The organism is Propionibacterium cyclohexanicum (assembly GCF_900111365.1).
GTDB classification, from domain to species: domain Bacteria; phylum Actinomycetota; class Actinomycetes; order Propionibacteriales; family Propionibacteriaceae; genus Propionibacterium; species Propionibacterium cyclohexanicum.
The window spans coordinates 1-20,347 of record NZ_FOGZ01000007.1 but is presented as its reverse complement, the minus strand read 5'-3'; the positions used below and the strand labels follow the sequence as shown (position 1 = coordinate 20,347).

General features: G+C 67.3%; 16 protein-coding genes and 1 pseudogene. 7 read left to right on the top strand and 10 right to left on the bottom strand.

The features are described 5' to 3' along the window. Positions 1 to 91 precede the first annotated feature (91 nt). Genes BMX93_RS04630 through BMX93_RS04620 form a run of 3 tightly spaced genes read right to left on the bottom strand, consistent with a single transcriptional unit; the run spans position 92 to position 4,883 of the window. Positions 92 to 2,155 (bottom strand): glycosyl hydrolase, encoded by a 2,064-nt coding sequence (locus BMX93_RS04630; RefSeq protein ID WP_091968510.1) that lies wholly within the window; start codon positions 2,153 to 2,155, stop codon positions 92 to 94. Further along, a complete protein-coding gene (locus tag BMX93_RS04625) occupies positions 2,152 to 2,892 on the bottom strand; it encodes an HlyD family secretion protein (protein WP_091968508.1) in 741 nt (246 codons plus the stop codon). Before BMX93_RS04625 ends, BMX93_RS04630 begins: the two co-directional genes overlap by 4 nt. Before the next feature lie 2 nt (positions 2,893 to 2,894). Further along, positions 2,895 to 4,883, bottom strand: a complete 1,989-nt coding sequence (locus BMX93_RS04620) for a glycosyltransferase family 2 protein (RefSeq protein WP_245725730.1) — start codon at positions 4,881 to 4,883, stop codon at positions 2,895 to 2,897. Between the two features lie 347 nt (positions 4,884 to 5,230). Between BMX93_RS04620 and BMX93_RS04615 the strand changes: the two genes are divergently transcribed. Then, positions 5,231 to 6,241 (top strand): diacylglycerol/lipid kinase family protein, encoded by a 1,011-nt coding sequence (locus BMX93_RS04615; protein WP_177170070.1) that lies wholly within the window; start codon positions 5,231 to 5,233, stop codon positions 6,239 to 6,241. A gap of 30 nt (positions 6,242 to 6,271) precedes the next feature. On the opposite strand, the gene BMX93_RS04610 is transcribed toward BMX93_RS04615, so the two are convergent. Further along, positions 6,272 to 7,360, bottom strand: a complete 1,089-nt coding sequence (locus BMX93_RS04610; RefSeq protein ID WP_091968502.1) for a hypothetical protein — start codon at positions 7,358 to 7,360, stop codon at positions 6,272 to 6,274. Between the two features lie 70 nt (positions 7,361 to 7,430). Between BMX93_RS04610 and BMX93_RS04605 the strand changes: the two genes are divergently transcribed. Continuing rightward, on the top strand, positions 7,431 to 8,711 hold the full coding sequence (locus BMX93_RS04605) for a M20 metallopeptidase family protein (RefSeq protein WP_245725729.1): 1,281 nt from the start codon (positions 7,431 to 7,433) through the stop codon (positions 8,709 to 8,711). Positions 8,712 to 8,724: 13 nt separating this feature from the next. Here the strand turns inward: BMX93_RS04605 and BMX93_RS12865 are convergent, their stop codons facing one another. Beyond that, positions 8,725 to 9,231, bottom strand: a complete 507-nt coding sequence (locus BMX93_RS12865) for a phosphoribosyltransferase (RefSeq protein WP_091968667.1) — start codon at positions 9,229 to 9,231, stop codon at positions 8,725 to 8,727. A gap of 90 nt (positions 9,232 to 9,321) precedes the next feature. Then, positions 9,322 to 9,786: pseudogene (locus tag BMX93_RS13075) on the bottom strand (N-acetyltransferase family protein); the annotation flags it as partial. 80 nt (positions 9,787 to 9,866) lie between these two features. Between BMX93_RS13075 and tkt the strand changes: the two are divergent. The 3 genes from tkt to BMX93_RS04580 all read left to right on the top strand — a co-directional run bounded on the left by tkt (position 9,867) and on the right by BMX93_RS04580 (position 13,979). Continuing rightward, positions 9,867 to 11,945, top strand: a complete 2,079-nt coding sequence (gene tkt, locus BMX93_RS04590) for a transketolase (RefSeq protein WP_425438755.1) — start codon at positions 9,867 to 9,869, stop codon at positions 11,943 to 11,945. A gap of 136 nt (positions 11,946 to 12,081) precedes the next feature. After that, positions 12,082 to 12,642: a MarR family transcriptional regulator gene (locus tag BMX93_RS04585; protein ID WP_091968498.1), complete on the top strand. Its 561-nt coding sequence runs from the start codon at positions 12,082 to 12,084 to the stop codon at positions 12,640 to 12,642. Beyond that, entirely contained in the window at positions 12,639 to 13,979 is a 1,341-nt protein-coding gene (locus BMX93_RS04580) for an MFS transporter (RefSeq protein WP_091968496.1), read from the top strand. Before BMX93_RS04585 ends, BMX93_RS04580 begins: the two co-directional genes overlap by 4 nt. Before the next feature lie 28 nt (positions 13,980 to 14,007). Here the strand turns inward: BMX93_RS04580 and fumC are convergent, their stop codons facing one another. Then, complete coding sequence (fumC, locus tag BMX93_RS04575; protein ID WP_091968494.1) at positions 14,008 to 15,429, bottom strand: class II fumarate hydratase; 1,422 nt, start codon at positions 15,427 to 15,429, stop codon at positions 14,008 to 14,010. A 109-nt stretch (positions 15,430 to 15,538) separates the two neighbouring features. Further along, entirely contained in the window at positions 15,539 to 16,507 is a 969-nt protein-coding gene (locus BMX93_RS04570) for a 2-hydroxyacid dehydrogenase (RefSeq protein ID WP_091968492.1), read from the bottom strand. A gap of 224 nt (positions 16,508 to 16,731) precedes the next feature. Between BMX93_RS04570 and fdxA the strand changes: the two genes are divergently transcribed. Beyond that, complete coding sequence (gene fdxA, locus BMX93_RS04565) at positions 16,732 to 17,049, top strand: ferredoxin (protein WP_091968490.1); 318 nt, start codon at positions 16,732 to 16,734, stop codon at positions 17,047 to 17,049. Next, positions 17,046 to 18,137, top strand: coding sequence for a succinyldiaminopimelate transaminase (gene dapC / locus BMX93_RS04560; protein WP_091968488.1), 1,092 nt, complete (start codon positions 17,046 to 17,048; stop codon positions 18,135 to 18,137). The genes fdxA and dapC overlap by 4 nt, the downstream gene beginning before the upstream one ends. A 94-nt stretch (positions 18,138 to 18,231) precedes the next feature. Here dapC and BMX93_RS13465 read toward each other — a convergent pair whose 3' ends face one another. Then, entirely contained in the window at positions 18,232 to 19,077 is an 846-nt protein-coding gene (locus BMX93_RS13465) for a hypothetical protein (protein ID WP_091968486.1), read from the bottom strand. Positions 19,078 to 19,079: 2 nt separating this feature from the next. Continuing rightward, a complete protein-coding gene (gene dapD, locus BMX93_RS04550) occupies positions 19,080 to 20,024 on the bottom strand; it encodes a 2,3,4,5-tetrahydropyridine-2,6-dicarboxylate N-succinyltransferase (protein ID WP_091968484.1) in 945 nt (314 codons plus the stop codon). Positions 20,025 to 20,347 lie beyond the last annotated feature (323 nt).

The following is a 20,347-nucleotide window of genomic DNA, read 5'->3' as shown; positions in this document are numbered from 1 at the left end:
GTGAATGCTCGAGGGGCCCTCGACGCCATGCGATCCGGACCCTCGCTGTGCGATCCGGACCCTTGCATCGTGGCGCTCGGCCATGGCGGCATCAGAACCTCAGGGCATCCAGATAGGCCATCACATAGCTGGGCGTCATCGAGTCGTCGATGCTCGGCAGGGTACCAAGCATTGCGCGCGCCTCGTCTCGCTGCCTGGGGCCTTGCAGCGCCGAATAGAGCAGGAGCAGGTCCCCGTAGGTCTGCTGGTAGCCCTTCGTGCCGAGCGCCTCGGTGAGATTGGCCCCGATTCGGCCCGGATCGGCGCCGAGATAGCCCGACGAGGGGCTGATCGGGAGGAGCAGGATTGCCAGCGCGGCTGCCGGTTCGGGTGAGAACCAGGTGGCGTAGTCGCGCTTGCCGCCCCAGTTAACAGGGGTGATCTCGTGCTCGAAACCGCGATACAGCGGGGCCGATGTGTCGATATTGGTCCAATAGGCCAGTGCCGAGGAAACCTCCAGGGCCTGCATCCACTGCGCCTGCGCGTGAAGGCCCGGATCGCCGCTCGCCTGTGCCCACAGGCTCAGGCCGGCCCAGGCGTTGACCGCTTCGCTGACCGATTCCTGATTGTTCCCGTCGGCGAACGGGGCTGTACCCGATGCCCACGAGTGGGAGGCGTAGGGGTCGAAGACCCGGCGCTGGGGGAAGGTGCCGGAATCCGCCGGTGAGGCAATATCGGCGGCCAGCAGCGTCATGACCGGACGCAGACCCTCGACGAGCCCCGGATCGTCGAGCGCCATCACCGCTGCCGCATAGAGGAAGTAGCCGTAGTGGAAGTGGTGGTCGTTGTACTGCTCGGCACCGAATGACGGGCTCAGGCCGACGATGCCCTTGTTGGTGGAGTCGTAGAAGAAGCACTCGCTCGTGCGCCCGGTGCAGCCCGAGGGTGCCGTCCAGGCGCCGAGCTGGGCCATGATCCGGGTCTTCAGCGCTGCCGCCTGCGATTCGGCCCCGACCTGCTTGGCCACCTCGTAGAGCTGGGTATCGCGATACAGCGCCTTGGAGCCGAAGTAGGTGTCGGACGGGTAGGGCGGCAGGGCTGCCGTGTCCACCCCCACCTGCTGGCGCAGGGCCGCCCTCTCGTCGTCCGACAGGCCCGACAGGTCGAGCGCGGCGCGGGCCGGGCGCCGCGTCGTCGTCCACTGCAGCGAGGTGCCCCGGCACAGCGTGAGGAGGCCATAGATGCTGTCATAGCTGCCGAGCGAGCAGCTGGTGCTGGTCAGCGCCGCCTGCTGGTGCGGCATGGCTGCGATCGCCGTCGGCGAATGATCGGCAGTGAGATAGCCCAGGGTTGTCGTCACCGAGGACTCATCGAGTGAGAACCCGGTGCTCGTGGAGACCAGCGGACTTGCCGCGAGTGCCGCGACGCTCGCCGCATCGCCACCGTCCGGCACCGGGAACCAGGTGGCGTGCGCACCGTCGGGAATGGTGAGCCCGGTGCCCGACAGTTCCAAGCCGGTGCCGGTGAGCGCATACTCGTGCGGTCCGGCGCCGAAGGTCCACAGATTCTGGGCCAGCTGCCTCATCTGGCCCGCCGGATTCGGCGAGATGCGCTGGGCGCCATGGGCCGTGAAGCTGACGAAGGGCGAGCCCTCGGCAATGACGACGGTGCCGAGCTCGGCTGTGCTGCGGCTCGCAGTGAGTGTGATGGACATCTCGTCATATCGGGTGAGCTTCCAGCTGTCGGCGCCGAGGTCGACGCGGACAGCGGGTTCATGGCCGCCCACGATCGATTTCGCCGAGGTGCTCACTGTCGGCAGACCGAAGGAGAAACCGGTGCCACTCAGCGCGAAGCTGAGCGGTAGCGGGAACACCGGCTGCGGATCGGCACCGAACACCAGGCCGGAGAACCAGCGGTTCGTCGGCTCGGTGAGTCCCTCACCGAGCCGGGCGGGCGCCAGATCTGCTCCCGGTCTGGCGCCCAGCATGGTGATCAACGGACTCAGCTGCGCTGCCGACAGGCTCGTCGCCGCCGGCCCGAGGCTGCCCCCCAAGGTCGAGGAGCCCGTGCGCCCCGAGGGGGTGCGCGTGGAGCCAGCAGGGCCTGCGCACCCGTAGACGAGCATCGCCAGGGCCAGGCAGCGCCCGAGCACGGAGCCGAACCGACCAGAGGTCACCGCAGACCTATCTTCGTGAGGAACTTCATGAAGCTGTCGGTCGGCCCGGCCAGGAACCCGTCGTCGCGCAGTGAGACGATCGCTGTCACGGGGCTGCCCTGCCGGGCCATCGCAGCATAGCGAGGATGGTTGAGGTCCTCGCAGGCGATGGTCACGTGCGTGGTGGTGCGGTATCCCTCGCTCGTCGTCACCGAGATGTCGCGGACCGTGCCGCCCAGAATCGTGTTGTCGGGCAGCACGATCTCCGCGCTGGCGCCTACTTCGACGCGCTGATACTGGGTCGGGTCCAGGCTGAAGATGGCCTCGACACTGCGGTCGCCATCGCCAATCACGGTTGCGAGCTGGGCTCCTGCGGACAGATAGGAACCCACCGTGGCGTTGAGATCGTGAACGTATCCATCGCGTACGGCCTTGTATGTGACGCTCGCGCTCGCCCGGTCGACGGCGAAGGCAATGTTGTCGCTCGGCTGAGCTCCCAGCGCGATGTCCTGCTTCAACTCCTGGCTCACCATGGTGAGCAGAGGCTGGCCGACGCTCACGCGCTGTCCTTCGCTGACCATCAGGTCGGTGACGACACCGCCGTATGCGGCGCCGACGGCGGCCGCGGGGGCGACCACCCGGGCCGTTTCGCTGGTGACCCGCGCCTGACGGTGGTTGAACAGGAGCACGAGCGCGCCTCCGATGAGGAGGATGACCACCAGGCCGATGACGAGCTTGAGGCGGTTTGCGATGGTCATCGTCAGTTCCCCCTTCGTGGGCTGTACTCGGAAGGCTGTTCGGGGTGACCCTGGTCGGGCGGTCCAGACCCCCGGTACGCGGGGTCTTCGTGCTCCGGTGCGCTACGAGGGGGCCCCTCATCGTGGGATCTGAGCAGCGGATCCGACTCTCCTTGGCTGTTGAGCGTGCCGGGTGCGGCGGTGAGCGCGGGCTGCGCGTGTCCCTCGGCGGCCGTGAGCTCGGCGTGGTCGTCGGGTGCCCACGAACCTTCCTGGGCCGCCATCGAGATGGACTCCTTGGCACGCACGATGGCACTGCGATCGAGTTCGGGCATCGGCTCGATGAAGGGATCCCCCGGCCGAAGCGGCTCGCGTGCGAGTTGTCCCCGTGCCAGGGCGCGCGCCTCCGCGGACTCCTGGATCCCGATGGACAGGAACGCTCCCAGTGCCACCGTATTGATGGCGAGCCACATCGTGGCGATATTGAAGAACCCGAGTGTGACGTCGCGCCAGATGGAGGTGCCCAGACCGATGAGCAGGATGGCGAACATGTAGATCTGGGGGATCATGAAATTGAAGGCCGATGCCCGCTTGCGCAGCGCACCGGTGGCCGACCATCGGGTGTCGATCCCGAGCAGGCCGTTGAACAGTGCCTTGGTATAGATCGGGAACGAGCACATCGACAGCACCAGCACCTCCCAGCGGAACTTCCCGAGCACCACGGTGGCCAGCGCGATCTGCAAGACATAGAAACCGGAATAGAAAAGCGCCCACTGCCACCATGTCACCGACATCATGTTCATAGGATGCAGGTCGAAGAAGATCTCGAGCAGAGGTACGGCCATGAGCAGTCCCGGTGCGATGCCGAGCAGGTAATAGCTGGCCGTCACGAAGTACATGATGCGCTGGCCCAGATCCAGGGTGCGCCGCGGTGCGAGCGGGTTGTGGGTGAACAAGATCTCGAAACCGCCGGTTGCCCAGCGCAATTGCTGCTTGCTGTACGACTCCACTGTATCGGGCACGTCGCCGACGGCCACCGTGATAGGGGTGTACACCGAACGCCAGCCCTTCTCGTGGAGGAACAGCGAGGTCCACACATCCTCTGACTTGGATCCGGTGTACATTCCGCCGATCTCCATGACAGCAGCGCGCCGGAACACGACATTCGTGCCGACGCAGAACGCCGCATTGAACTGATTCCTGCCGGTCTGGATGTATTTGTAGAACATCGTCTGCATGAATCCGGCGCCCCGCGACAGAATGTTGTGCATGTTCCCGTACACCTGGGGAGTCTGGACGAAGGCCACCCGGTCGTCGTGCATGAAGGGCAGGGTCTCCTCCAGCAGGTTCGGGCGCGCCACGAAGTCGGCGTCCACGATGACGAAGAATTCGCCCTTGGCCACGGTGAGCGCGCTGTTGAGGTTTCCCGCCTTCGCCCCATGGTGGGTGAGCCTGCGCAGATACGAGCAGCCCAGTCGCTGCGCCAGCTCGCGCACCTCGTCGGAGTCGCCGTCGTCGAGGATGTACGTGCCGTGGCGGCCCCTGATGTCCAGTGCCGCCCGAGCCGTCCGTTCGATGACGTCGAGGGCCTCGCCGTAGACCGTGATGAGCACGTCCACCGAGCGCACCCGGCCGCCGATCGTGATGGGCCAGCTGCGCGGATCGCCAGGGTTTGCCGAAGTGGCACCGATCACCGCGGGATCGAACATGGCGCGCTGGACCGGGTAGAAATAGCTCGGCCGGCTGCCCCGGGCCCCGGAAAGGATGATCCACATGGCCATCAGGGCATGGAAGATGAGGATTGTCTCGGCGATGATGACCAACGAATAGGGCAGTACATCGCCGCGATTCATCGGATTGAAAAGAAATACCGCGTAGGCAAGGATTCCGATCATGGCGAGCAGCGAGATGAGGCGCATGATCGGCGGATACATGAGGTGCGTCCGCTCCCGCTCCGCACTGATCGCGTCCGCGGTGACTTCGTTGAAGTGCTGCTCAAATCCTAAAGACACGTGTCATCACATCCGTCGATCGAGGGGTGAATGAACAGCCGAAAGGCTGTGGACCCTTGGTCGAATACCTGCTTCTCCCGGACGGGAGGAGAATCTCCAGACTCCAGACCATGATCCGGCTGCCGGAGACACGTGATACATCCGTAGCGTGGGCGATGCCCATTGCTCCATGCCGGAGCCCATGAATTGACGTAACGGTAGCATGCACTAACAGTTGATCAGCCTGTTCCGCTTCCTGAGAACTGGGAGAAACACCCAAGAATCAATCGTTTCGTGGACCGGGCAGGAGGGTAGCGAGCATGCGGTGCAGGGTCGAGGTGCACAATCGAGGAGTGGCGGATGTACCGATGACTAGGAACTCGGTCCTCGCCGACGTGCGTCTTCCCGCCACCCGCCGGCGCCCCACGCTGGCCGATCCGCGTCGCGCTGACAGCCCGCGCTGCGTGGGGCTCATCATGCACTCATTGGCCTCGCGGCCCGGCCGGATCGTGTCGATGGCCCAAGACATCGCAGCACAGCTGCACGCCCGCCTGCTCGTGGAGTTCACCTCGCTCGCTGACCCCGGCCATCTGCAGGCGGTACGCCTCATCGAGCGCGGCGCGGATCTCGTGGTGGTGGCCGGCGGCGACGGGACGATACGCCAGGTCCTTCCCGAACTGCTGGGCAGCCCCATTCCCCTGGGCATCATTCCGGTGGGCTCGGGGAACGTTCTCGCCGCGGCACTCGGCCTGGCGCCGGGGTCCCTGGCCGACCAGGTGGGCGCAGCCATCGCGGGCAGACTCCTCGACATCGACGTCGGAGAGGTCGTGTGCACCGAGGACACCGGCCGGACCACCGGGCCCGCGCTGTTCTGCTGTATGGCCGGGATCGGCCGTGACGCCGAGACGGTCCGAGCCACCTCGCGAACTCTCAAGAAGCTCCTCGGCCCGGCGGCCTATGGGGTGGTGGGGCTGGGCCAGGTGCTGCGCAGACCCCGGCCCATGAGCTGGCGGGTGGACACGGATCACTGGCAGACGGGACGGCACTGGACAGTGCTCGCGACCAACACACCGCTGGTTCCTGGCGCTCATATCGTGCCTGGCGGAGTGCTGCTCGCCGAACAGGCCCGGATGGACGACGGGCTGCTCGACGTCGTCGCCGTGGCGCCGCAGCGGCCCGATGAGTGGGCCGGTATCGCGGTCAAGGGGCTGTTCGGCAGCCCTGCCCGGGTGCCGGGCCTGGATTATGCCCAAGGGCCCACCATTCAGGTCCATTCGCCCGAACCGGTGGCTGTCCAGGCCGATGGGGACATCGTCTCGGCACGCTGCGTCGATTTCCGGGCCCGGATCGCTGGACGGATCAGGCTGCGGGTGGCCTGATCGGCTGGGCGGACGATCGATGAGCCCAGCTCAGCCGCCCCGCACGGCGGCGTGCACGATGTCGGCCAGCGCCGCTGCCCGGTGGCAGGACTGGTCGGGCCGGATGTCGATGCTGAGGACATCCTCGGGCCAGCCGGCATCGGCGCGAAACCAGCTCGGCCGAGGCCAGTACTGAGGCGCGAAGGCGCCTCGCCTGCCCAGTTCTTCGTCGATCTGGCTGGCCAGTTGGTGCCGCAGCAGCGGAAAGCAGGCCCGCCCAGGGTTGAGTGCCCCCAGCTGTGGACCCAGCAGGGCGCAGAACTGCGCATTGGCGTCGCGCCAGCGCCGAGCCCAGTGGAGCAGATCCAAAGACGCCAGGGCGGCGAGCGTTCCGGGCGCGGGTGCGGCCGGTGCCAGGGCTGCATCGAATGCCTCGTCAGCTGCGGCGATGGCCAGCCGCAGCGCGTGCGTCGCGCCGGGCGCCCCCTTGCCGCCGCGCTCGGGCAGCTGTTCGCGCTGTGCCCACAGCTGCTGCTCGCGCAGCAGGCGCGCGCCCCCAAGAGTCATCTGCTCGTGGCAGGTCCGGCGCCCAGGCAGCGGGCCAAGGTCGATCCCGGCGCCGTGGCGGGCACCAGCAGCTGCCGCGGCGTCGGGCGATGTGGCGATCCAGGCGCCTTCGGGCACCGGGAGGAGCTTGCGCAGGCTGGCCATCCGGATGTCGGCCGGCAGTGCGGGAGCCGGATTCACCAGTTCATCGAGCAGGCAGTGCGTGGCGTCCTCGACGACGAGATGTCCGGCGGCGCGAGCCCTGCGGAGCACCTCCACCAGGCCCGGTGCCACGTCGATGGCGCCGGTCCGGCAGATGAGGATGACGACGGGAGAGGGCTCCTGCGCCAGGGCCCGCGCCAGCGCCCTGGGATCGGTGCGCAACTGATGGTCCACTGGAACGGCACGCACGGCCATCGCCTCGAGCCAGAAGGGCAACGCCATGGTCTCGCAGTGATAGGCCGGTAACAGGGCCGTCGTCATGGCGTGGGCGCGGCACCAGCGGGCCACCAGGGCCAATGCCTGGCGCCCCGAGCCCACGCAGCGCGCCGAGCGCCAGCCACCCCAGCCATCGGCCGAATCGGCGGCTGTCATATCGGCATTCTCCCACCCACTGTGCGGCCGAGCCGTCCGCCCGCCGGACCCCAGGTGCGACCATGGCGGTATGCACAGCGATACCCGCGAAGACTCCACACCTGATTTCGTGGCGATGGGAGCTGCCCTGAGCAGCGAACTCATCGCGCTGCGGCGGGAGCTGCACCAGATCCCCGAACTGGCCTTCGAGCTTCCGAGAACCCAGGCTCGCCTGCTGGCGGCGCTCAAGGGTCTTCCGCTGGAGATCCACCCCCTCGACGGGGTGAGCGGCTTCTGGGCCACCTTGCGCGGCGGGCGGCCCGGACCGACCGTGCTGCTGCGCGCCGACATGGACGCCCTGCCGGTGACCGAGCAGTCCGGCGAGAGCTTCGCGTCCAGCAATGGGGCGATGCACGCCTGCGGTCACGATCTGCACATGTCCGGCATGGTGGGCGCAGTGAAGATCCTCAGCCAGCTGCGCGAGCAGATCGCCGGAACGGTGCTGTTCATGTTCCAGCCCAACGAGGAGACGCCGGCCGGGGCGCGTCTCATGCTGGAGCAGGGGCTGCTCGACGCCACGGGCGAGCGCCCTGTGGTGGCCTGGGGCCTGCACGAGATGCCCTATCCGGCAGGCACCGTGCACATCAGCCAGGGGGCCCAGATGGCCAGCAACTGCCAGTTCACCGCCACCTTCACCGGCTCGGGCGGGCATGGTTCCGCCCCGCATGCCGCCATCGACCCGGTGCCGGCCGTGCTCGACCTCGGTCAACAGCTGCAGAACCTGGTGACCAGGGAATTCAGTGTCTTCGACCCGGTCGTGTGCACCGTCACCCAGCTGCGGGCCGGTGAGGCGATCAATGTCATCCACGACACCGCCAGCCTTGGAGCCACCGTGAGGGCAGTGTCGCGCGAGGCCACCGAGCGCTTCGCCCGGCGCAGCGTCGAGCTTGCGAGGGCGGTTGCCGCAGCCCATCGCTGCGAGGTCGAGGCAGGTTTCCGGGTGAACTGCCCGACGACGATCAACGATCCGCGGGCCGCCCGGATCGCGGCCGCAACTGCGCAGGAGCTGTTCGGCGCCGAGCGTGTCGTGGGCATGGAACATCCCGTGATGGCCAGCGAGGACTTCAGCTATGTCCTGGAGCAGGTGCCTGGCGCCTTCTTCTTCTTCGGTGCCCTGCCCGAGGGGGTGGACCCGGCCGGTGCACCGCAACTGCACTCGCCCCTGGCTCGCTACAACGACGCGGTGCTGGGCGATCAAGCAGCCCTGCTGGCCGCCCTGGCCTTTAAGGGTGCCTCGTCACAGCGCGACTTCGAGGGTGCCTCGTCGCAGGGCGGCTTCGAGGGCGCCTTGTCGCAGCGCGACGAAGACTGAGCGATGCGGGCTCTCAGGCGCTGGGAGTGGACACCGGTGGTAGCGCCGACCACGGGAAGACGATCCAGCGGTCGGTGCGCCGCCACAGGTAGTCCGGCAACACCACCGTTGTGGGCTTGGCATAGAGCACGGCACTGCGCACCTTGGCGCCGAAGCCGCGCAGCTGTCTCATCACCAGCTGCATGGTGCGCCCCGTATCCACCACATCGTCGACCACGAGCAGTCTCTTGCCTGCCATGGAGCCCGTGTCGAGCAGGGGGGCGAGCAGCACCGGATCAGGCAGTGTGATCCCCACGCCCGTGTAGAACTCGACATTCATGGCGTCGCTCAGCTTCACGTCGAGGGCATAGCTCAGTGCACCGGCCGGGATGAGGCCACCGCGCGCCACCGCGACGATGATCTCGGGCCGGAAACCGGATGCGGCGATCTGGGCAGCCAGTTCGCGCTGCGCCCGCCCGAACAGCTCCCAGCTCAGCACCTCCTTGGCCGCCAGATCCCCGGCTTGTGGGTGCTCGGCCAGCCGTGGAACCGGTGGCACGCTGTGCCCTGGCTCATCGCCGGGGGCGGCAGCCTCGTCGAGCAGCTTGACGCAGTAGACCACGTCGAGCCAGCGTCCGAACTTGTGCCCCAGCTCGGTGAACTGGCCTTGTTCGACGAATCCGAGCTCGCGATGGAAGCGGCGGCTCGACTCGTTGTCGGCATCGATGACGCCGACCATGGCGTGCACTGTCTGACGGCGTGCGCGCCGGATCAGCTCGGACATGAGTGCGCGTCCGAGGCCGCGGTGCTCCCAGCCGGCCGCCACATAGACGCTGTGCTCGACAGTGCGGTCGTAGCCCTCCTCGTCTCGAAAGGGACCGAAGCTGGCGAAGCCCACCACCCGCTCGTCCGCACATGCCACGAGGACAGGAAGCCCGGCCTCCACCTGAGATGCGAGCCAGCCCAGCCGCCCGGCCAGCGTGCTCGGCTCTCGCCGATAGCTCGCGGTGCCCGCCACGCCCTGCGCATTGTGGATTTCGACGATGGCCGGGACATCGCGAGGCTGTGCATCGCGGACGGTTGCGGGGGCACTCACGCGGGATAGGGTACGCGCGTGGCTACGATGGTCGCGGAATCTCGCCGATGAGCAATTCACGGCGCGAATGATCTGGAGGGTTGTGCGTGAGTGAATTGAACTGGACCGACGAGGACCGCCGTGCCGTGGATGTGGCCAGGATTCTTGCGGCCGACGCCGTGCAGAAGACGGGTAATGGGCATCCGGGTACTCCGATCTCACTGGCGGCGGCTGCGTATCTGCTGTATCAGCGCGTCCTGGCCGTGGATCCGGGCGATCCGGACTGGCTGGGGCGTGATCGTTTCGTGTTGTCGGCCGGGCACGCCTCGATGCTGCAGTATGCGCAGTTGTATCTGGGCGGTCTGGGTCTGGAACTGGAGGACATCGAGTCGTTGCGTACGGCTGGTTCGCTGACTCCTGGTCACCCCGAATACGGGCATACGCGATTCGTCGAGGCGACGACGGGTCCGCTGGGTGCTGGGTTGTCGATGGCCGTGGGGATGGCGATGGCTGCTCGCCGTGAGCATGCCCTCTATGACCCGGCAGCGGAGCCGGGGCACAGCGTTTTCGATCACATGGTGTATTCGATCGTCGGTGACGGGTGCCTGCAGGAGGGTGTTGCCTCCGAGGCGGCTTCTCTGGCAGGCACACAGGAGCTCGGTAACCTCGTGGTGCTCTACGACGACAACCGGATCTCGATCGAGGGCGGCACGAAGATCGCGTTCACCGAGGACGTGGAAGCCCGCTTCGCGGCATACGGATGGGATGTCCAGCACGTCGATTGGACGCAGGGTGGCACCGGGTACCGCGAGGACGTCGAGGCGTTGTTCGCAGCGCTGCAGGCCGCGAAGGCGCAGCATGACAAGCCGAGCATCATCCGGCTGACGACGGTGATCGGCTGGCCTCTGCCGAATCTGCGGGGCACGGGCAAGGTGCACGGCGCGGCGCTGGGCGAGGACGAGATCGTCGCAATGAAGAAGGAGCTGGGCTTCCCGACCGAGCCGTTCGCGTTCGATCGTGAGATCGTGGAGTACACCCGGGGGGCACTGGCGAGCCGTGGTGCGCAGCTGCGTGCCGCCTGGGACGAGCATTTCGAGGCGTGGCGGGCCGCGAATCCGGAGTCGGAGGCGCTGCTCAACCGGGTGCGGGCGGGTCGCCTGCCCACTGGGGTGGAGTTCCCGGTGTTCGAGCCGGGGAAGATGAGCACGCGCAAGGCGTCTGGCGCGGTGCTGAGCGCGCTGGCGGATCAGCTGCCCGAGTTGTGGGGCGGGTCGGCGGACCTGGCGGGTTCGAACAATACGACGATGTCGGGCGAGCCGAGCTTCCTGCCGGCCGACCGGGTGACCAAGGAGTGGCCGGGCGGGCCGGGAGGCCGTGTGCTGCATTTCGGGATCCGTGAGCATGCGATGGGCGGTGCCCTGAATGGCATCAACCTCTCGGGGCTGACGAGGGCCTATGGTGGCACCTTCTTCGTCTTCAGTGACTACATGCGTCCTGCAGTGCGGCTCGCCGCTCTCATGGGCGTGCCCTCGGTGTTCGTCTGGACGCACGATTCGATCGGTGTGGGTGAGGACGGTCCCACGCATCAGCCGGTGGAGCACCTGGCTGCCTGCCGGACCATTCCGGGTCTGGACGTGGTGCGTCCGGCGGATGCGAACGAGACCTCGATTGCGTGGCGGGAGATCTTGCGTCATACGGACCGTCCGGCCGGGCTGGTGTTGAGCCGCCAGGACCTGGTGAGCCTGGATCGTGAGGGTGAGGGTTTCGCGTCGGCCGAGGGCGTGGCGCGAGGCGGCTATGTGCTGCGTGATGCGGGTGAGGGCGTCCCGCAGGTCATTCTCATCGCGACTGGTTCCGAGGTCGAGGTCGCGGTCGGCGCGCAGGATCTCCTGACCGGACAGGGGATCTCTTCTCGTGTGGTCTCCATGCCGTGCCAGGAATGGTTCCAGGAGCAGGACCAGTCATATCGCGATGAGGTCCTGCCTGCGCAGATCACGGCGCGGGTGAGTGTCGAGGCCGGTATCGAGATGGGCTGGCGTCGCTACATCGGTGACAGGGGAGTGGCAGTCTCGCTCGAGCACTTCGGTGCCTCGGCCAAGGGCAGCCTCCTCATGACCGAGTACGGCTTCACGCCCGAGAACGTCGCCGCCGCCGCGCAGGGCCTGCTCATTGAGGACTGAGCCCACGGCAAAGCGCCCAGTGCCCCCGCCACCGGCTGACCGGAGGCGGGGGCACTGGAGCGACGACGGCCCGTGGCGCGTCCAACCCCCGCGACTCGTTCACTTGGTTAATGAGTTATCATAATTAACTGTGTTAATGATCAAGCGGTCGTCGGGCGATGCGCTCACAGCATCGGGTGACGGGGCGGCACGGCCTGCCGAACCATCGAGGCCACCCATCGCTCCCGGTGCTCAGGGCCAGGGCGCCGCAAGCCCGGCGCTGCGCGAGCAGGAGCTCAACACCTTGGCCAACGATCTGCGGCGCGCCTGCCAGCATGTGGCGCGACGGGTGCGCTTCGAGAGCACGAGCGAGCTGCCGCCCCACCAGATGAGCGTGCTGATGTGGCTCAACCACGCCGGCCCGCAGACCCCCACCCAGATCGCCGAGCGGGAGCGCGTGAGCACGCCGAGCGTCACTCGGACCCTCAACTGCCTCGTCGAGGAGGGTTGCGTGCTGCGCAGCCCCCATCCCGACGACCGCCGGCAGATCCTCGTGAGCGTCACACCGCGCGGCGCCGAGCTCGTGGAACGCACCATCGCCGAGCGCGATACCTGGATGCTGCGGCGCCTCAGCGAGCTGGGCAGCGAAGACCTCGCGCTGGCGCGCGCTGCCGCAGACCTGCTCTCACAGCTCGCCGACGGAACGGTGGGGCGATGAGCGCCACGACCGCAACCGGAACCATCCGCGCGCTGAGCAGCGGTTCGCGCACCTTCGCGTCCTTCGCGCAGCGCAACTACCGGTACTATTTCGCCGGCGCTCTGGTCTCGAACACCGGCACCTGGATGCAGCGCACCAGCCAGGACTGGCTCGTCCTGACCCAGCTGACCAATCACTCCACGAGCGCCCTGGGCATCGTCTCGGCGCTGCAGTTCCTGGCGATGCCCTTCCTGGCCCCGCTGGCCGGCGCCGTCACCGATCGCTTCCCCAAGCGCAAGCTGCTCCTGGTCACCCAGACTCTGCTCGGGCTGACCACGCTCATGCTCTGGGCACTCGTGGCCAGCGGCACGGTCGAGCTGTGGCATGTCTATCTGTTCGCCTTCGTGCAGGGCATCGTCGCCAGCTTCGACAATCCGGCACGCCAGGCGTTCGTCTCGGAGATGGTGCCCGACGCGCTCATCTCCAATGCGGTGGGGCTCAACTCGATGTCCTTCAATGCTGCCCGGCTCATCGGTCCGGGCATCGCAGGACTGCTCATCGCCGCCTTCGGGGTGGCTCCGGGAATGCTCATCAACACCGTGAGCTTCCTCGCGATGATCCTCGCGCTGGTCAGCATGAACGCCCATCATCTGCATCCGGCAGCTCCCCGTCGCGGACGAGGCTCGGCGCGCGAGGGGCTTGCCTACATCGCCCACCGGCCTGACCTCATCATGGTGATGGTCATGGTCTTCATGCTCGGCACCTTTGGCATCAACTACCAGATCACCAATGCCGCGATGGCCACCCGGGTCTTCCACAGAGGCCCGGCCGGTTATGGGATGCTCGGCACGATCATGTCGGTGGGCACGCTGGCCGCTGCTCTCATCGCAGCCCGGCGACGTCGTCCGCGGCTGTCGACCCTGGTCATCGGCATGACGGGATTCACGCTCTCGACGATCGCCTCGGCGCTGGCCCCCAGCTATCTGAGCTTTGCCATCCTGCTGATTCCCGCAGGGCTCTTCGGCATCGTCACGATGACCTGCGCGAACTCAATGGTGCAGATGGGCACCGAAGCCTCCAAGCGTGGCAGGGTGATGGCCGTCTACATGGCGATCGTCATGGGCGGAACGCCCGTGGGGGCGCCCATCATCGGCTGGGTCGGCGATGTGCTCGGACCTCGCCAGATGGTGCTGGTCGGGCCGTTGGCCACCGGGCTCACAACGCTCGGAGTGCTCGGCTTCCTCATGGTCCATCGCGGATTGCGGGTGCGTCTCGAGCGCGGCTGGCCCCCGCACCTTCATGTGTGGACGAGCGAGGAACTGGAGGCCGCCCAGCAGTCGGCCGAGCCCGGGCGCTGAGTCCCGGGCCGACCGGCGACCGGCTGGCTCAGTCCTTCGCGGCGGAGGGGTGGGTCATGTCGGCAGGCACCACCCAGGCGTCGAACTGCTCGGCGCTCACGAAGCCAAGCTCCAATGCCGACTGGCGAAGGCTCAGACCCTTGTGGTGGGCGTTCTTGGCAATCTTCGATGCCTTGTCGTAGCCGATGTGGCGGTTGAGCGCAGTGACCTGCATGAGATTGATCGACAGGTCGTGATCGATTTTCTCGCGATTCGGCTCGATGCCATAGGCACAGTGCTTGTCGAAGCTCTCGCACGTGTCCCCGAGCAGCTTGATCGACTCCAGCACGCACCAGGCCATGACGGGCTTGAAGACGTTGAGCTGGAAGTTCCCCTGGCTACCGGCGAAGCCGACCGTGGCGTCGTTGCCGAAGACCTTGGTGGCCACCATGGTCATGGCCTCGCACTGCGTGGGGTTCACCTTGCCGGGCATGATCGAGCTGCCGGGCTCGTTCTCGGGAATGAGCAACTCGCCGAGGCCGTCGCGCGGGCCCGAGGCATACCAGCGCACATCATTGGCGATCTTCATGAGCGCGTCGGCCAGCACCCGCAGCGAACCGGAGACCAGTACGAGGGCATCGTGGGCGCTCAGCGCGGCGAACAGGTTCTTCGCCTGGGTGAACTCGATGCCGGTCTGCTCACTGATCTTCTGGGCGGTCAGCGGCCCGAAATCGGGGTGGGCATTGAGCCCGGTTCCCACGGCGGTGCCCCCGATGGCCAGTTCGCGGGCCTGGGAGTCGGCGTGGCGGATCGCATCCAGCGCGAAGTCGATCTGGGCGACCCAGCCACTGATCACCTGGCCCAGGCGGATCGGTGTTGCGTCCTGCAGATGTGTCCGGCCGGGCATGATGACGTCGTTGTATTGCGTGGCTTTCGCATCCAGGGTGTTGCGCAGCCGCTCGACGCGCGGATACATCTCGGCCAGCTCGCAGACCACCGCGACGTGCATGGCAGTGGGGAAGGTGTCGTTGCTGGACTGACCGCGGTTCACGTGATCATTGGGATGCACGGGCGTCTTCGAGCCGATCGTGCCGCCGGCCAATTCGATGGCACGGTTGGCGATGACCTCGTTGGAGTTCATATTGGATTGGGTGCCCGATCCGGTCTGGAAGACGACCAGCGGGAACTCGTCGTCCAGCTTGCCCTTGATGACCTCGTCGGCAGCCTTCACGATGAGCCCGGCGATGTCCTCGGGCAGCTCACCGAGCTGGCCGTTGGCCTGAGCGGCAGCTTTCTTCAGCGTGCCCAGAGCCTTGATCATCGGCCGGCCCCAGACGAAGGTGGGGCGACCGATGTCGAAATTGTGGAGACTGCGCTCGGTCTGGGCGCCCCAGTAGTGGTCAGCGGGCACGTCAATGGTGCCCATCGAGTCGGATTCAGTGCGCTTGCGCGCTCCGTTGCTGTCAGCCATGAGGTCACCCTAGTTGTTCGCATCTGGGGGGCTCGGCGCGGGTTCGGCCCAGCGGTCGATGACGCGACCGGCAGGTTCGGTGCGCGGCCAGGGGATGGCAGCGGGCTGATCAGAAACCGGGTACGGGCGTGAGCGCCGGGCGCCCAGCGAGCACGGCATCCACATTGTCGGCGGCGAGCTGGGTCATCGTGGTGCGCGTCTCGACGTTGGCCGAGCCCAGATGGGGCAGAAGCACCACATTCTCGAGTCCGAATAGGCCCGGGTTGATGGTGGGCTCGTCCTCGTAGACATCGAGTCCCGCGCCGGCGAGTGGGCCACTGCGGAGGGCCTCCACCAAAGCTGCCTCGTCGACGCAGGCGCCGCGCGCCGTGTTGATGAGATAGGCCCCGGGCTTCATCGAGGCCAGCCGGGAGGCGTCGAGGATGTGGCGGGTCTGGGCAGTGAGCGGGCAGTGCAGGCTCACCACATCGCAGCTGGCGACCAGCTCGTCCACCGGCAGGCCGACTGCCCCGAGCTCGCTTCGGGCAGGCTCCTTCATGGGGTGTTCCTGCGCGTAGTAGATCGACATGCCGAAGGCGTGGCAGCGACGGGCCATCGCAGTGCCGATCTGGCCGGCACCGATGAGCCCGATGGACTTGCCCTCGATGGAGTGGCCGAGCATGAAGGTGGTGCGGTAGCGCCACGGCTGCCCGGCCCTCACCAGACGTTCTGCCTCGCCGAATCTGCGGGTGACCATGAGCAGCAGGCCGAAGGCCGTGTCGGCGGTTGCGTCGAACAGCACACCGGGGGTGGTGGTGGGCACAACGCCGTGGCGCCGGCAGGCGTCCACGTCGATGTTGTTGTAGCCGGCTGCCACATTCGCGACCACCTTGAGCTGGGAGCCGGCGGCGGTGAGGAACTCCTCGTCGACCTCATCGCTGAGGACACTCAGCACGCCCTCGGCGCCGTGGACGTGATCGAGCAGCTCATGGCGACGGGGGGCTTCAGCGCCGGGCCAGCGAACCACCTCGTGACCGTGCGCGACAAGCCTCGCGATCCCCGCCTCGGGTACCGCGTCGGTGATACAGATCTTCGACATCCGGGCCTCCTCATTGCTGCCGTGGGCATGCGCTGCGACCCTATCGCGCGTGACGGCGCTGTGGGCCCATGAGTCCCCGGCAGGGCCGCTGTCAAGGGCCAGCTCGGTTTGTCCATCCGGATGCCAGGACCGTGTCCGGGTGGTAAGGCCCGTTGTATTGTGACGTCAGCATCGGCCCTGCCCGGTGCTGAAGCACCCCATCCATCCGTTTCCCAGGAGTGGCCATGACCTACGTCATTGCTTTGCCATGCGTCGATGTGAAGGACAAGGCGTGCGTCGAGGAATGCCCCGTGGACTGCATCTACGAGGGCCCGCGCTCGCTGTACATCAACCCCGATGAGTGCGTGGACTGCGGAGCCTGCGAGCCAGTGTGCCCCACCGAGGCCATCTTCTACGAGGACGATCTGCCCAGCGAGCTCGCCTCGTGGAAGAGCATCAACGCCAACTTCTTCAGCGAGCTCGGCACGCCTGGCGGGGCCGCGCGCCTCGGGCCCCAGGAGTTCGACGAGCCGAGCGTCGCAGCACTGCCCCCTCAGGCGTGAAGCTCTCCCAGTCCCTGCCCGACTTCCCCTGGGACTCCCTGGCGTCCGCCAAGGCGCGCGCGGCGGCCCATCGCGACGGAATCGTCGACCTTTCGGTGGGCACACCAGTCGACCCGACACCGCAGTTCGTCTGCGACGCCTTGGCCCGGGCCTGTCAGGCGCCGGGCTATCCCACCACGTGGGGCAGCCCTGCACTGCGCCACGCGGTGATCGACTATCTGCAACGGCGGTGGAATGCCTACGGGCTCGACGAGCAGTGCGTGACTACTGCGGTGGGCACCAAGGAGTTCGTCGGCTCGCTGCCCACGGTGCTCGCCCTCGGCCCCCGCGACACCGTGGTGTTCCCGCGGGTCGCCTACCCCACCTACGAGGTGGGTGCGGCGCTGGCCGGTGTGCACATCGAGCGCTGCGATGACCCGGAGCAGGTGAGCTCTCGTCCGGCGCTGATCTGGATCAACTCCCCGGCCAATCCGCACGGGGCCATCGCGAGCCGTGAGCTGTTGCGGCGATGGGTGGCATTCGCCCGTCACACCGGGGCCGTATTGGCCTCCGACGAGTGCTATGCCGAGTTCGCCTATGACGCGCCTGCCTACAGCGTGCTCGACCCCCGGGTCAACGACTCCTCCCTCGATGGGCTCATCGCCGTGCACTCGCTGTCGAAGCGCTCCAATATGGCCGGCTACCGGGCGGGTTTCGTCGCCGGCGATCCGTCAGTCGTCGGTGAGTTGCTGGCGGTGCGCAAGAACCTCGGCCTCATGATCCCGGCTCCCGTGCAGGCGGCGATGGTTGCCGCGCTGGGAGACGACGAGCATGTGGCTGCCCAGAAGTCCCGCTACCTCGCCCGGCGCTCGATGCTGCGGGATGCGCTGGAGACGGCGGGCTTCCGCATCGATCACTCGGAAGGCTCGCTGTATCTGTGGGCAACCCAGGGCACCGATGGGCGCCGCAGCGTCGACTGGTTGGCCGAACGAGGCATCCTGGCAGCTCCGGGGGACTTCTATGGTCCCTACTCCGGCGACCATGTGCGGCTGTCATTGACCGCAACCGATGAGCGAATCGGCGCGGCCGTCTACCGGTTGACCCACTGACGACGGACTCGGTGCCGCACGGGGCCCGCATGGTTCCCGGTATCGGCGCTCTTTGAACCAGGGGCTGACTGGCCGCTCACCCTGGCGGGATCGTTCAGGGGGTGCGTGTGCCCATCTGCACCTGGGTGGCCGAGGCGTCGTCGGTACCCTGCCAGGGATTTCGCGCGGTACCGCTGTTCTGCCAGGTCACCGGCCCCACCTGCAGGCTCACCAGGCCGGACGCCGGGCCGCGGCAGATGAGGAGCTGGGCCAGCGACCAGGCCGTCGTATGGTCGGGAGCCTGGATGTCCAGCCCGGACGCTGTCGGCGTCACCGAGAGCCCGCTCGGCCATACCCGTGCGAGGAACTCCCGCAGCGCCTCGGGATCGCCTGGCGCGTTGCTGCGGTCCACCATGGTCACCGCTGCAGGATCGTGGCCGGTCAGGGCACTGGCCCAGGCGCGACCGAGCGGTTCGTGTTCGGCGTAGCCGTCGGGCACTCCCGAACGCTGCACGGCCTGCGCGACGTCGTTGATGGGGTCGTTCTGCCAGTCGCGCACCTGCACCAGGGCGTCGTAGAACTTGCCGGCGGAGTACCAGGGGTCCATGATCTGCGCCGCGGTGCCCCAGCCCTGGCTCGGGCGCTGCTGGAAGAGGCCGACGGAATCCCGATCGCCGTAGTCGAGGTTGTACAGCTTCGATTCCTGCATCGCGGTGACGATCGCGATGGACACCGCGCGAGGAGGCAGGCCCCGGCGGATTGCCTCGCCGGTGATGATCGCCATATTCGCCGCCTGTTGTTCGTCGCGCAGATCGCGCACCCCGTTCGCCGAGACCATCGCGCCTGCGGCCGGGGGAACGGTGGTCGCTGTGGTGGAGCAGCCCGCCAGGCCCAGGGCGACCAGGCCCGCGCCGGCGGCCCCCAGCAGGGCCCGGCGTGTCGTGCGGGCGTGGCCGGACACGGTCAGTTGCGGTGCAGGGCGGCGTTGAGCTCGATTGTCTTTCCCTTGCGGGCGAGCACACGCACGGCTCCGGTGACCGAGTCGCGGATGAACAGCATATTGGCGCCGCCGGACAGCTCGCGGGCCTTCGTCACGGAACCGTCGGGCATCGTGACCTTGGTCCCGGCAGTGATGTACAGACCGGCTTCTATGACGCAGTTGTCGCCAAGCGCGATGCCACAGCCCGACTCGGCTCCGAGCAGGCATCCTCGCCCGATCCGCACCCGCTCCTTGCCGCCGCCTGACAGCGTGCCCATCGTCGAGGCGCCGCCGCCGATGTCGGAGCCGACGTCCACGATGACGCCCTGACTGATCCGGCCCTCCACCATGGAGGCGCCGAGAGTGCCGGCGTTGAAATTGCAGAAGCCCTCGTGCATGACGGTGGTGCCCTCGGCCAGGTGGGCACCGAGACGCACCCGGTCGGCGTCACCGATGCGCACTCCGCTGGGGATGACGTAGTCGACCATGCGCGGGAACTTGTCGATGCTCGTGACGACGAGCGAGCCCCTGGCCTGTTGCAGCCCTGGGCGAATCTGGTCGAAATCCTCAGGTGAGCAAGGCCCGGCGCTCGTCCATACGACGGTCGGCAGTACGGCGAAGATGCCCTCGAGGTTGATCGTATTGGGCTGGGCCAGGCGATGGCTGAGCAGGTGCAGCCGCAGATAGGCGTCGGGCGTGTTGGCCGGGGCGGCATCGAGGTCGATGACGACACGGCGGGCCTGCGTCGTCACATGGCGCAATTCGTCGGCGCCCACCGCCGCGGCCACCGAGTCCGGTGCGGGACGCTCATCGGGAGAGCCCAGCGTTGGCTCGGGGAACCAGGTATCGAGCACCTGACCCGAGTCGTGGATCGTCGTCAGGCCCCAGCCCCACGCCGTTCGGGGAGTCGCGCCACTCGTCTGCGTCATGGCGACAAGCCTAGTGGGCGGTCCAGTTGACGCCTGTCGGGAGGACCGGCATGATCGGGCCGCTCGACCCGGTTCGCGGACGGTGCACCACGAGAAGATGACGGCGCAGTGCTCGTTCCGGATGCACTCGACCGGGTCGTTGTCAAGGGTGCGGGCCTCCTACCAAAGGAGGATGGCGATCACCTGGGCGGATGCGGAAGGCTGCGTGTTGCGGACTTCATGCCAATGGGGCTCTTCCCAGATGAGGGTGTAGGCGACGCAGCAGCCGTGGTGGGAGGGCGCGGCGCGTCGGTGCCCGGATAGTGGCCGAGGCCTTCCGAGGA

What these genes read in the sequence shown, in the direction of transcription:
- BMX93_RS04625 (WP_091968508.1), bottom strand. Translation starts at nt 2,892, where the DNA reads ATGACCATCGCAAACCGCCTCAAGCTCGTCATCGGCCTGGTGGTCATC.
- BMX93_RS04615 (WP_177170070.1), top strand. Translation starts at nt 5,231, where the DNA reads ATGACTAGGAACTCGGTCCTCGCCGACGTGCGTCTTCCCGCCACCCGC.
- BMX93_RS04610 (WP_091968502.1), bottom strand. Translation starts at nt 7,360, where the DNA reads ATGACAGCCGCCGATTCGGCCGATGGCTGGGGTGGCTGGCGCTCGGCG.
- BMX93_RS04605 (WP_245725729.1), top strand. Translation starts at nt 7,431, where the DNA reads ATGCACAGCGATACCCGCGAAGACTCCACACCTGATTTCGTGGCGATG.
- BMX93_RS04585 (WP_091968498.1), top strand. Translation starts at nt 12,082, where the DNA reads ATGATCAAGCGGTCGTCGGGCGATGCGCTCACAGCATCGGGTGACGGG.
- BMX93_RS04580 (WP_091968496.1), top strand. Translation starts at nt 12,639, where the DNA reads ATGAGCGCCACGACCGCAACCGGAACCATCCGCGCGCTGAGCAGCGGT.
- fumC (WP_091968494.1), bottom strand. Translation starts at nt 15,429, where the DNA reads ATGGCTGACAGCAACGGAGCGCGCAAGCGCACTGAATCCGACTCGATG.
- BMX93_RS04570 (WP_091968492.1), bottom strand. Translation starts at nt 16,507, where the DNA reads ATGTCGAAGATCTGTATCACCGACGCGGTACCCGAGGCGGGGATCGCG.
- fdxA (WP_091968490.1), top strand. Translation starts at nt 16,732, where the DNA reads ATGACCTACGTCATTGCTTTGCCATGCGTCGATGTGAAGGACAAGGCG.
- dapD (WP_091968484.1), bottom strand. Translation starts at nt 20,024, where the DNA reads ATGACGCAGACGAGTGGCGCGACTCCCCGAACGGCGTGGGGCTGGGGC.